The organism is Acinetobacter sp. 797_lipA (assembly GCF_058243025.1).
The window spans coordinates 35,474-48,440 of the sequence record NZ_JBZAYQ010000001.1; the positions used below are offsets into that span (position 1 = coordinate 35,474).

The following is a 12,967-nucleotide window of genomic DNA, read 5'->3' on the forward strand; positions in this document are numbered from 1 at the left end:
TACAGGTAATACTGCTGATCGATATACATTGGGTTTAGTACAAAGTAGCACGGATAATTTTGATTTAAGTAATGTGAAGGTCTATGCAGACCGCGATCAAAATGGTTTACCAGATAATACCGAAGACTTATTGGTAGGTTCAATTGAGCTCAATGCGGGTCAATCTTTAGCAGTTGTGATTGTGGGTAGTATCCCGACCAATGTTTCTTTTAATCAGCTCAGTAGTTTAGACCTCAAAGCTGTGAGCCAGCAAAATGCTACGCTTTCTGCACAAGTCACAGATACGATTCGCGTTGTCGATGATGCTGTGATTTCTCTCGTTAAAGCGCAAAGTACAAGTGAAGGCAATATTGGTGATTTGATTACCTATACTTTGACCTATCGGAATACAGGGACAGCAACACGTCGTGTCGTGCTACAAGATGTGTTGGATGATTCTTTAGAATACGTATCCGGGTCGGCAGTTTGGAATCAAAATAGCACAGCACTCACCGATGCAAATGATACAGAAGGATCTGCAAATACAGGAATAGCCTATCAACTTAAACCTGATGGGAAGAGTCTAGAAGCCAGTATTACGGCTGTTGCACCGCTCACATCAGGCACATTGGCTTTTAAAGCCAAAGTGAAACAAGGTGCTGCCAATAAAATTCCAAACACGGCAGGTTTTGTACAATATGACATGGATAATACCACGGTAAAACTGAGCAGTTTCTCCAATACCGTGATCTATAATTTGGCTGCTGTCTATGGGGTGGTTTTAAATAATAAATCCAGTTCAGCAACGAACGTCGGTAACCCGAATAACAGTCCTGATAACTTAGTGATTCAAGCCAGTTTGAAACCAGGGCAAGAGGTTTTCTTTAATAACTATGTTTGGAACATTGGTAATACCACAGATACTTATAATTTAAGTTATAGCTCAAACAATTTGCCTAGCTGTGCCAAAGTTAATTTTTACACGCAGGACGGAAAAACTTTACTTACGGATACCAATGGTGACGGTAAAGTCGACACAGGTTCGATTTCAAATGCGGCGGTAAAACAAATTCAGGTTGGAGTATCGGCCTCTACAGGCTGTAGCAGCAGTGTCAGCAATATCAATATTGATGTGGTTGCGACATCCATTGCTTCAAGTACAGTCTCTGACCCGATTCGTAACCAAATTACAGTTTTGACTGCTGCATCCAGCAGCAGTGATTTATATAATGCTGACCAATCGGGTTTAGGCGTGGGGATCGTGGATAATGCCGGTCAACCCTTACGTACGGTTAAAGTTACTTCGGGTAAAGCGGTTTTTCCTTTGGTGGCAAAGAATAATTCAACCCAAGCCAATAACTATAATTTGTATGCATCCTTTAGCGCGATTGATGTCGCCAATATTATGCCTACCACTAAAACAGGTTTTAGCGTCAAATTTTATGAAGGTGATGCCAGCTGTCAAACGGTGGGTAAGCAAATTACCAATACGGGAACCTTAGGTGCAGGAGCAAGCAAGGCATATTGTGCAGTGATTGATGTTGACGTAAGCCAACAGAATTTTACAGCGCCGATTTGGTTTGCGATTCAATCACCAGTTAATCAACAAGCGGACTCGATTAAGAACCAAATTGAAAGTAATGTCGCACGCTTACTCACCCTGACCAATGATCAGCAAGGTCAGGTAAGTGTGGGTGGCACGATTGTCTATGCGCATACTTTAAAGAATTTGGGCAATATTGCAGAAGGTGCAAATGCAGGTTCTCAAGTGAATTTGAAAGTTGTACCACTTAGAAATGATGGCTTTGTTTATACCCTTTATTATGATGCAAATAAAAATGGTCAGATTGATAGTGCAGACCAAATTATTAGCGCAACAACCAGTTTAAATCAGCTTTTGGGTAGTGCGGGCTTATTGGCGCAGGCTGATATTCAACTTTTACTTAAAGTTCAGGCGGCCCCTTCTGCAACAGAAGGTGTGGTGAGTCAGGCGGATATCGTGGTTGAAGTGTCTGATTTTAATGGCATTCATTTAGATAACTTAAAAAATACAGATGTGACCACGGTTGCAACAGGGCATTTACAGTTAGTTAAAACACAAGCAGCGAATAGTAGCTGTACCACCACTAATTTAGCATCTTTGAGCTATTCCACCCAGTTGGTTTCAGTCAAGCCAAATCAATGTGTGGTGTATAAGCTGACACTTAAAAATGATGGTGGTTCAGTGGTGAAGAATGTGCAGTTTAATGATGTTGTTCCAGCTTATACCAGCCTAGTAGGAACGCCTGTCATTGTTCCGTCAGGTACAAATTTATCTTCTGGTGACAAAGTTTCTGCTTTGGTGAGTAGTTTAGATCCAAGCCAAGAAGCCAATTTCTACTTTGTTATTCGTGTTAACCCTTAAGAGTAGGCTCGGAAAATGTTTGCAGAAAAGAAAATGATTCGAAATATGCGTATTGCCATGCTGAGCTTGTTGGGGGCAACAGCATCGACTTGGGTTTTTGCTGATGCTCTGGTCATCAGTAACATGGCTGTGGGTGAATACAAAGAAGAAGGCTCTACCGTAGTTCAAGTGGCACGTTCCAACTTGGTTCAAACCACGGTGATTCCTGTTTATAACCTCGGTTTGAAAGATAACCGAACGGAATATGTGCGTCCAGGGCAGGCGGTCTATTATCACCATGTTCTAACCAATACTGGGAACGAACGCGATCTTTATAATTTGGTGGGCAGTCAAATTGCAGGGGGGAGTTTTACCCATAGCAATATTGAAATTTATTTAGATGCCGATCGAAATGGTGTTGCAGACACTAATACTCCGATTAGCCAATATAGCTTAAATGCTGGAGAGACGGTTGCACTGATTATTAAAGCCATTATTCCTTCATCAGCTGCCGTAAATAGCTCCAGTCAGATTCAACTCACAGCGACCTCTACACAACAACCCAGTCTGACTCAAAATAACATTGATACATCTCGCATCACGGATCAGGCAGTTTTAAATTTAACCAAGAGTTTTGATAAAACAACCGTCGTGAATGGGGATATCGCAACCGTCCGTTTAATCCCCAATATGTCATTAGTCTAACTTCACCAGCTCGTCAAGAGATTAATGCGGGTGCAAAAGTCATTTGGTTAAACACTCTAACCAATCACAGTAATACACAAGCCGATATTTCAATTGATAAAAATTCGGTTCCAGAATTATCCAATATAAAAATTTATGTCGACAGTAACCAAAATGGTGAGTTTGATCGTTCAGACTTATTGGTGACGGGGCATTTGAGTTTAGAAAGTGGTCAACAAGTTGACCTATGGGTCGTGGCTGATTCATCGAGCTCTTTAAATGATAGTCAACAAGTTGATTTACCGCTGCGTGCATATGTTATTCAAGATCCAACAGCTATTGCAGATGCTGTTAACGGCCTAATTAGTTTTTTACCTCAGTTAACGGCAACCAAAGCAGTCGATAAAAGTAATTTCGAACCAAAAGCAGGTCAGTCTTACGATTTAATTTATAGCTTAAACGTAAAAAATACCTCTACGCGTAATTCGGGTACTAAGCCGATTGAGGTCGATGGTCAAACCATTAATGCTGTGGTGTTATTGGACGAGTTACCAGCCAACACTACGTTTAAATCAGCAAAAGCAAATAACACAAAAGCTTTGGTGCTATATCCATTAGGTCAAGATAAATTTACCCAACAGATTCCGAACGATAAATCACTCATCAATACTTTAGTGGTGGCTGGCTTTGTTGCACAAAGATTTGAAATGCAAAGCGCCCCTAATTGAGCTAAATTTAAGGCGTAACTTGGGTAAGTGGTCGACCTAATTCCGTAAATCTGTTAAGGACTGCTACACGTGCATGGATTTCATTCACTTGGCTATCAAAACTCCTTGCGCTGAGTTTATCTCCTAATAATTTGATGCAATGCATCTTAGTTTCAACCAAACTTCGCCGATGATAGCCTGACCATTTTTTCCATAGTGTCCTGCCTAAACGTTTAATTGTTCGAAGTAATTCATTTCGCTCTAGCGAGCTACTCTTTGTATCTTTCCATGGTTTCGCATTTTTTCTAGGTGGAATCACCGCATGCGCTTGCCGATCTGCAATGACCTGACGGCATTGCTTGGTGTCATAAGCTCCATCGGTATAAACAGAGTTAATCTGCTCATCTTGTGGAATCTGATTAAGTAAATCACCAAGCACCTGTGAATCACTGACATTATTGGTTGTAAGCTGAACTGCTCGTATTTGTAGGGTTTTAGCATCTATACCAATATGAAGTTTACGCCATTGGCGACGATATTCAGGTCCATGTTTCTTGCGTTTCCATTCGCCCTCACCTAGAAACTTCATGCCTGTAGAGTCCATGAGTAGATGCAGCCCATCGCTACTTTTTTGGTAGCTGATTACAATATCAATATGCTTTTGTCTTCTACAAAGCGTGGTGTAATCTGGAGCTATCCAATTTAATCCGCAAAGTTTAATCAGACTTTGCACAAAGCCAGTGACCATACGTAAAGACAGACGGAATAAGGATTTAATCATTAAGCAGCATTGGATGGCTGCGTCAGAGTAGGTTTGATTTCGCCCTTGTTTGCCTTTTGATGGCGCATACCATTGCGTAGCAGGATCAAACCAAATGGCAATATTTCCGCGACTCATGAGTGCTCGGTTATATGCGGGCCAATTGGTTGTGCGGTAGATTTTGTGTGTAGGCTTCTTCATTTGAAAATTATATCGCTGAAAAACCCTTTACAGATAGGTTTGTGCAACAAAGCCGTGGTGGCTTATCCGCAAGCGTTAGCAGCCAATGCGACTGAAACGGTCGAACTGGTTGTGACTATGAACTCTAATATTAGTCGTACATCGATTTCCAACATCTTTAGTGTTGAGCATGGCCTAGTCTCAAATATTAAAAAGACTCTGTCGAATGAAGTGGTCACCATAGTGGGTGGAAGCTCTTCCATCACTAATAGCAGCAAAGATTATTCTAATATTTTAGCGACTGGCAGTTTAAGTAAGCCGTTGTATATTGCTGCAAATAGTGCCATGTGTAATGCCACGCGCAGCAGTGTAGACAAAGTTAAAATCAAAGTTCAATCGACGAAAACTGGTGATATTGAATATGTACAGGGTGTTGAAACAGGTATCAACACAGGCATATTCCGGTTTTCATTACCTACGCAGGAGTCTGCGACAGCACAGCAGAATGATCAAATTCTACAAACGGTTAAGCGTGATCAAGTGGTTGTTAGCTTAACGGATTGCTTGGATGAAAATGGTAACTCCACAAACAGTATTAGTGATGTGGATACCAATGTACTCATTGATCCATATGGTGTGGTTTTTGATGCCAAAACCAATCAACCTGTTGCGGGTGCAACCGTTACTTTATTGGACGCCAATGGTAAACCTGCTGAAAATGTTGCTTATAAACTAGATGAAACCACAGGGGACAAAGTTGCTATTCCTGCAAAGCAGGTAACCAATAGTGATGGTGAGTTTATTTACCCTTATGTTGAAAATGGTACTTATAGCTTATATATCGACACCTCTACGATTGCAGGTGGAACCCGCTATAAATTTACCAGTGACAAAACCATTTATAATAATTTTGATCAGCGTGTGGTCGATGCTTCATGGTCTTATGGCGGAAACTTCACTTTAAAAACAGGTGATGCTGCACTCAATATTGATATCCCAATCGACCCAGTTGATATTGTGACGCCAATTAATGACAAATTGGTCATTAAAAAAGAAGTAGTGGGCGATAAAACAGCTGAGATTGGTGACTTTAAAGATTATATGGTGACGGTTGCCAATATGGGTGACTCAACACTGTATGACGTCAATATGAAAGATACTTTGCCACGTGGCTTTGTGTATGTGTCAGGCACTACACGGGTCAATGGTCAAAAGAGTAAAGACCCTCAGGGTGGCAAAGGTCCTTATTTAACTTTAGGTTTAGGGACACTGACACCGAAACAAGAAGCGAAAGTTCAATACCGTGTGTATGTTGGGCCAAATGCTTTAAGTGGCGATGGGATTAACCGTGTTTATGCGCAAGACAATAAAAATACGACTTCAAATGAAGCGCAAGCGGCAGTCAAAGTTACACCGGGAGTATTTAGTCCAGATGGTTTTGTGGTAGGTAAAGTCTTTACCGACTGTAACCGTAATGGGGTGCAAGATGTGGGCGAGCTTGGTGTTCCAGGTGTTCGTATTTATATGGAAGATGGTAACTTTGTGGTCACTGACCGTGAAGGGAAATATAACTTCTATGGCATTAAACCGATTACCCATGTTCTTAAAGTTGACAATACCACTTTACCGAATAATGCTGAGTTGGTACTGATCAGTAACCGTCAAGCGGGTGATCCAGCCAGCCGATTTGTGGACCTAAAACGTGGTGAATTGCACCGTGCCGATTTCGCGATTGCAGATACCGCAGGCGAATGTAGTCAGGCATTGGTAACACAAATTGAAGCCCGTCGTAGCAAAATTGATGCGCAACTTGATGCACTTGAGCAAACCTTACGCCAAGATTTAAACGTAGATGCACAGAGCAGTTATGTGACTGATGTTCAAGGTCAGCCTGCAAGTGGTTGTATTAGTGCTTCAGGGGCTTCGGCAAACTGTAATATTGAATATAAAAAAGAACAGATTAAAGACGTTAAAACGGTTCAAGTTGAACCTGTTAAAACACCAACGATTTTAGATTTAGAGCAAGAACTACAACGTTCTGAGTCGAACCAACTTGCAATTTTGAATTTAAATGAACAGCAAGTACTACCTGCTCAACAAGCAACCATTCAGGTGAAAGGTGCTTTAGGAACTGACATCCGTTTATTTGTGAATGACGAGCAAATTTCGGAAAAACGTATTGGTAAAAAAGCAGCTTATCAAGAGCATGGAGTTGCTGGTTTAGACTTTATTGGTGTGCCGCTACTTGCAGGTAAAAACACAGTTGCAGTTCGCCAGTACGATAGCTTTGGCAATCTACGTGACCAACAGCAAGTGACAGTAATCGCACCAGATGCGATGAGTCAACTGGCTGCGCAGCCTGTAGAACAAGTGGTTTATGCCAATGGCAAAGACGTTTATCAGGTTGTTGTTAAGGTGCTTGACCGCAATGGTACGGCTGTTGCAACACTTACCCCAATTACGATAGAAACATCGGTGGGAACGGTTCAACTCAAAGATTTAGATCCAGATAAACCGGGTATTCAAGTTTTTGTTGAAGGTGGCTCACTGGTGATCCCAGTCCTTGCGCCATTAGAAGCGGGTTCAGGTGTACTGCGTATTCGTAGTGGTATTTATGAGCAGGCAGTTCCTGTTCGCTTTTTAGCAGAATTACGCCCAATGTTGGTTGCGGGGATTATCGAAGGTTCATTTGCACTGAACAAATTCGACCCAAAAAATTTATCACAGAGTTCGACTCAAGATGGCTTTGAAGAAGAACTGAATGATTTATCCAGTTCGGGGGATGGTGAAACCGCCATTCGTGGTCGTGCGGCTTTATTCTTGAAAGGGAAGGTGCGCGGAGATTATTTACTGACTTTGGCTTATGACTCAAGCAAAGAAAATAATCAGCGCCTATTCCGTGATATCCGTCCAGATGAATATTACCCCGTGTATGGTGATGCATCGGCAAAAGGGTTTGATGCGCAGTCCACCAGTAAACTGTATGTCCGTGTGGATAAGGGGCGTTCTTATGCCATGTATGGGGACTATGTTACACGTACTGAAAATGACGAAGGGCTTTCACTGGGGCAATACAGCCGTTCATTGACAGGTCTGAAGTCAACTGTTGAAGGGGATCGTTACCAAGTTTCGGGCTTCGCAGCACGAACCAATGCAACGCAAATCGTGAATGAATTACGTGCAATGGGGGTTTCTGGCCCATATTCTTTAGGTATTGATACCGACGATATTTTAGAAAATAGTGAAAAGGTGGAAGTGATTGTTCGTGATCGTAACAATCCAGGTTTGATTATTGCGCAGCGTACTTTAAATCGCTTCAGCGACTACCAAGTAGATACCTATACCAACAGTATTTACCTGACCTCACCGTTGAGCAGTATTGATGAAAACCTGAATCCTGTTTATCTACGGATTACGGTAGAGTCGGATCAAGGGGGGCAGGAATATACCGTTGCTGGCGTGAATGGCCATTATAAACTCAATGACAAAGTGACGGTGGGTGGCTCTTATATTCAAAATGATGATCCTATGGATCAAGAGAAAATTGCCAGTGCCAATACCGTCATTCATTGGAATGATAAGACCAAACTGATTGCGGAATATGCATATTCTGACCACGATGCCCTAAACCTTGACCAATTGACAGATGTGAATGCGTCAAATAGTACAGACACATCTGGTGATAGCACAGCGGCACGCGTTGAATTGGAATACAAAAATGACAAGGTCGATTTACGTGCTTACCATCAACAAGCAGATGAAGGTTTCCGTAATGCGGCGTCTTCAATCAGTTCAGGGCGCAAAGAAAGTGCAGTCAAACTCAATGCACGTTTAGATCAGTTTGGTATTTTACGTGTTGAAGCGGTAAGAACTGAAGATAGCGTGAATGAAGGTGTTCGCCATGGCGTGAGCGCTTCGATTGAGAAAGCGATTAACCGTATTGTAAGTTTAGAGCTGGGTGCACGTTATTATAATGAGTCAGCCAATGCAGCCAGTGCTTCAACCCAAAGTGTTGAAACGCCATATGACGGCACCACTGTGCGCGCTAAATTAAAAACAGCACTCCCTTTTGATGGTTCAAGTGCTTTCCTAGAATATGAGCAAGACATCGCGGATAGTGACCGCCGTGTATTTGCTGTAGGTGGAGATGCACAAGTTTATAAAAATATTCATGCCTATGCGCGCCATGAGTTCATTTCAAGTATAGGCGGATTATACGAACTCAATGACACGCAAAAACGTAATACTACCGTTTTTGGTTTAGACAGTGAATATATGCGTGATGGCTCTGTGTTTAGTGAATATCGTGTACGTGATGGTATGAGCGCACGTGAAGCTGAAGCCGCGATGGGTGTGCGTAATCGTTGGCAGCTTAAAGAAGGTCTATTCTTTAATACCAGTTTTGAAAAAGTAAAAGTCTTTGAAGGTGAAAATAAAGATTCACTAGAGTCCACTGCGGCGACTTTGGGCTTTGAACACCTTTCCAATCCACGCTGGAAAAATGTGGCACGTATAGAAGGGCGCTGGTCTAATCAAAGTGATAGCTATTTAAATACTTTAGGTACAGCGTACAAGTATTCAGACGAAGTGACTTTATTGGCTAAAAATGTCTTGAATATTACTGACAATAAGTCTGCAGATTCTGGCGATCGCGTGATTGACCGTGTTCAGGTCGGTGCTGCATATCGTGATTTGGCAACCAATCGTTTTGACTCATTGAGCAAAATTGAATATCGCTACGAGAAAAATGAAACAACGCTGAATGATCCATATGAGCGCAATGTTTATATCATGTCTCATCATATGAATTATCATCCAACACGTTCGGTGCATGTATCTGGGCAATATGCGGTTAAATATTTGGATGAAACTTATGATCTACTGCAAACCAGTGGTATGACTCAAATGCTCAACAGTCGTTTTATGTACGACATTAATGAGCGTTGGGATGCAGGAGTGAATGCTGGCGTGATGTGGAACAGTGTTTCGGATGGAACCAAGTTGATGGCAGGGGTTGAAGTGGGTTATCTACTAGCGTCGAACCTTTGGGTTTCAGGTGGATATAACTTTGTGGGCTATCAAGATAAAGATCTGATCGATAGTGATACAACGATGGATGGTGCATATTTCCGTTTCCGCTTCAAATTTGACGAAAACCTATTTAACAAAAATAAGCCTTCAGTCAATAAAGCCTTGGAGCCTAAATAATGTTGAAACACTATGCTAAACATGTATTGTGGCTTCTGGCTTTGGGTACGGTGGTGGCGCATGCTGCAGAGGTCCCTGTCAGCTCAAATTATCCAGTTTCGCAGCAGCAGGTGCATGAGCAATTGCACACTGCAATTGAGCAAGCGATGGACGTGCGAGACAAGTACCAGTTAGAAAAAGCACGAACATGGCTGAGTTATGCTGACCATGAATATAGTGAAAAAGCGAAGCGTCAAAATATTGATCTGATCTATCAGCAGGTCTTAGACATTGTATATGCAGATCAGCGTGCAACGTTAAGTATAGAAACACCAATGCTACCATTTTCCCAACTGATGCGCCGTGATTTATGGACGCGTGCCACAACCATAAAAACACAGACTGGATTTCAGTGTGCTTATAAAGAACTTGCACAAGCTGAAGTGAATTTGGTTTGGGCGGCTGCTGAGTACCGTGAATTAGGTTGGCATCATTCGCGTGAGATTTTTGCTTCTGCAGAACGGTTGATGGATCAAGCCACATATTTATCTGAAAACTGTGGCACACTTTAACTTAAAGCAGTTCGCTTTTTAGAAAAATTGCAGTAACTGCAATCAGTACACACATGAAAAAAGGAGCCTTTCAGCTCCTTTTATTTTTAAATTTTTTCAATGCGACAATAATAAAAACCATCGCCACGCCCTACTTGTGGGAGTAGTTGGCGACCATGAATCTGCTCAACACCCCAATCGGCATCAATTTTAATTTCTTTCGCATCCGTATGCTCAGCAAAGAAGTCGACCATTTGCTGTTCATTTTCGGCTTTCAAAATCGAGCAGGTGATGTATAGCAATGTGCCGCCGACTTTGAGTTGTTGCCACATATTTTCAAGAATTTGCTTTTGGAGTTGTACTGTTTTAGCAATATCGCCTGACTGACGCAGTAAACGAATATCGGGATGGCGACGGATTACTCCAATGGCAGAACAGGGTGCATCGAGAACGATACAATCCGCCAGTTCAGGCGATGTCCATTTCACTGCATCGGCAGTGATAATGTCGACATACTTTTCATTTAAAGCCAAACGCTCTAAGTTTTCAGAGACACGTTTTAAGCGTTTTTCATCTTGGTCGAGTGCAATCAGTTTTTTCGGCTGATACATCTCTAAAATATGCGCTGTCTTGCCGCCAGGTGCTGCACAAGCATCAATTACAAATTTGCCATTCAAGTCGGGTAACAAAGTTGCACAGAGTTGCGCATGTTCATCTTGGACTGAAAAACCACCTACTTCAAAACCCGGCAGGCTTGGGATATGAAGACTGTCATCCAGCACAATGCCAACATTTGAAAGTTCACATGCGTGTGCTTCAATGCCTTCATCTTCTAAAATTTCCAGATATTCGTCACGGCTAACTTGCAAGGTGTTGACGCGCAAGGTTAAGGGTGCAACTTGTTTCAGCTCGTAGCTAATTTCAGCCAGTTGCTCGCCCCAGTCTTTTTTCAAACGCTTTGCTAACCAACTTGGCAAATTTGAAGCTTGTTCTAGAACATCGTAGAAATGTTCCGTTTCACGTGTTGCACGGCGCAAAATAGCATTCACCACACCACTTAAGCTTTCCATCCCCAATTGTTTAGCTGCTTCTACCGTTTCAGAAATCGCGGCATGCGCTGCAACGCGGGTACATAGCAATTGGTATAAACCTACATATAAACAGGTTTCAACGACTTGGTTTTCCAGTGGCTTAGTCAACAACGGTAAAGTCACTTGTTTAAGTGCATGCCATTGACGTAAGCAGCCAAGAACTAATTCATGGTACAAGGCACGGTCTTTGTCAGACACAATCGCCATGTGTTGCTGAAGCACCGATGCCAGTGATTGACCATTTTGGACAGCCAATAACGTTTTAACAACCTGAGCACGTAAGTTTAGAGTCTTACCTGAGGCGTGGGGAGATTGTTTCATTATAAAATTTGTCCAATATTCAGTTTTTGGGTTTGTAAAATTTGTACGGCATTTAGGGGTTTACCACCCGGCCATTGCAGAGAGTTTAAACACACCGCGTGTTCATCGCCACAAGCCACATGAACACCGTGTTTATCAATGGCTAAAATGGTGCCTGCAGCTTGAGCTTGGGCATTTTCTTGAGACAACATCGAACCCCAAACGCGCAGATTATTGCTTTCATCCAGTGCGATAAATGCGACAGGCCATGGGTTAAATGCGCGAATATTACGGTCAATTTGCACCGCTGTTGAAGTCCAATCAATTTGCGCTTCAGCCTTAGAGAGTTTGTGTGCATAGACTGTCAAAGCTTCATCTTGCACTTCGCGGTTGTCTAAATAGTGCTGCAATGTGCTTTCAGAGGCTAACACTTTGACCGTCGCTTCAGCCCCTTGGAGTGCCAGTTTGTCATGCAAACTTGCAGAGGTATCTGTAGCTTCAATCGGGCAGTAGGTTTTATACATCATATCGCCCGTATCCAAACCTGCGGCCATTTTCATAATGGTGACCCCAGTTTCGGTATCTCCAGTAGAAATTGCGCGTTGAATAGGTGCTGCACCCCGCCAGCGTGGCAACAGCGAACCGTGAATGTTTAAACAGCCATATTTAGGCGTATCCAAAACCACTTGAGGCAAAATCAGGCCATAAGCCGCCACCACCATGACATCTGCATTTAAGGCTTTCAATTCAGCCTGAGCCGCTAAGCCTTCTTCAGTTGAAGACTTAAAATGCAGCGGTTGATAGACAGGAATATCATGTGCTAAAGCCAACTGCTTCACGGCTGAAGCAGTAAGTTTCTGCCCACGACCTGCTTTACGGTCAGGTTGCGTATAGACGGCTACAATTTCGTGTTCTGTTTTTAGGAGAGCGTCTAATGCCACAGCCGCAAATTCGGGCGTGCCTGCAAAGATGATTTTCAAGAAATACTCGGAAAAAAGGAGAAGATTAAAACAATTATAGCAAAACTCGAGCAGCTACAGATTTATCCTGCATAAAAAGCCGATAGAGTAGTTCTAACTAGATGATGTGCGAGAGTTTTATTCAAAAAATAGCGGAAGGATCCTTGATAGCGTATCGTTCAAAAT

At 42.4% G+C, this 12,967-nt stretch carries 8 protein-coding genes; 5 read left to right on the forward strand and 3 right to left on the reverse strand.

Annotated elements, in window-relative coordinates; genetic code table 11:
- Positions 1-28 precede the first annotated feature (28 nt).
- The 3 genes from AC4CU2_RS00165 (at position 29) to AC4CU2_RS00175 (ending at position 3,774) form a co-directional block, all read left to right on the forward strand.
- Entirely contained in the window at positions 29-2,383 is a 2,355-nt protein-coding gene (locus AC4CU2_RS00165) for an isopeptide-forming domain-containing fimbrial protein (protein ID WP_490768134.1), read from the forward strand.
- Positions 2,384-2,398: 15 nt separating this feature from the next.
- Positions 2,399-3,067 carry a COG1470 family protein gene (locus tag AC4CU2_RS00170; RefSeq protein WP_490768135.1) on the forward strand — a complete coding sequence of 223 codons (669 nt, stop codon included), beginning with the start codon at positions 2,399-2,401 and terminating at the stop codon, positions 3,065-3,067.
- A gap of 194 nt (positions 3,068-3,261) precedes the next feature.
- Positions 3,262-3,774: a hypothetical protein gene (locus AC4CU2_RS00175; protein WP_490768136.1), complete on the forward strand. Its 513-nt coding sequence runs from the start codon at positions 3,262-3,264 to the stop codon at positions 3,772-3,774.
- Positions 3,775-3,781: 7 nt separating this feature from the next.
- Here AC4CU2_RS00175 and AC4CU2_RS00180 read toward each other — a convergent pair whose 3' ends face one another.
- Positions 3,782-4,714, reverse strand: a complete 933-nt coding sequence (locus AC4CU2_RS00180; RefSeq protein WP_063454701.1) for an IS5-like element ISAba12 family transposase — start codon at positions 4,712-4,714, stop codon at positions 3,782-3,784.
- Between AC4CU2_RS00180 and AC4CU2_RS00185 the strand changes: the two genes are divergently transcribed.
- Positions 4,715-9,901: an SdrD B-like domain-containing protein gene (locus AC4CU2_RS00185; protein WP_490768137.1), complete on the forward strand. Its 5,187-nt coding sequence runs from the start codon at positions 4,715-4,717 to the stop codon at positions 9,899-9,901. It abuts the gene before it with no gap.
- On the forward strand, positions 9,901-10,452 hold the full coding sequence (locus AC4CU2_RS00190; protein WP_346311917.1) for a hypothetical protein: 552 nt from the start codon (positions 9,901-9,903) through the stop codon (positions 10,450-10,452). The genes AC4CU2_RS00185 and AC4CU2_RS00190 overlap by 1 nt, the downstream gene beginning before the upstream one ends.
- A gap of 86 nt (positions 10,453-10,538) precedes the next feature.
- On the opposite strand, the gene rsmB is transcribed toward AC4CU2_RS00190, so the two are convergent.
- Both rsmB and fmt read right to left on the reverse strand, forming a co-directional pair.
- On the reverse strand, positions 10,539-11,843 hold the full coding sequence (gene rsmB, locus AC4CU2_RS00195; protein WP_490768138.1) for a 16S rRNA (cytosine(967)-C(5))-methyltransferase RsmB: 1,305 nt from the start codon (positions 11,841-11,843) through the stop codon (positions 10,539-10,541).
- Positions 11,843-12,802 (reverse strand): methionyl-tRNA formyltransferase, encoded by a 960-nt coding sequence (fmt, locus tag AC4CU2_RS00200; protein WP_490768139.1) that lies wholly within the window; start codon positions 12,800-12,802, stop codon positions 11,843-11,845. Before fmt ends, rsmB begins: the two co-directional genes overlap by 1 nt.
- Between the last annotated feature and the right edge of the window lie 165 nt (positions 12,803-12,967).

Coding starts and splice junctions, on each gene's coding strand:
- AC4CU2_RS00170 (WP_490768135.1), top strand. CDS start 2,399: ATGTTTGCAGAAAAGAAAATGATTCGAAATATGCGTATTGCCATGCTG.
- rsmB (WP_490768138.1), bottom strand. CDS start 11,843: ATGAAACAATCTCCCCACGCCTCAGGTAAGACTCTAAACTTACGTGCT.
- AC4CU2_RS00190 (WP_346311917.1), top strand. CDS start 9,901: ATGTTGAAACACTATGCTAAACATGTATTGTGGCTTCTGGCTTTGGGT.
- AC4CU2_RS00180 (WP_063454701.1), bottom strand. CDS start 4,714: ATGAAGAAGCCTACACACAAAATCTACCGCACAACCAATTGGCCCGCA.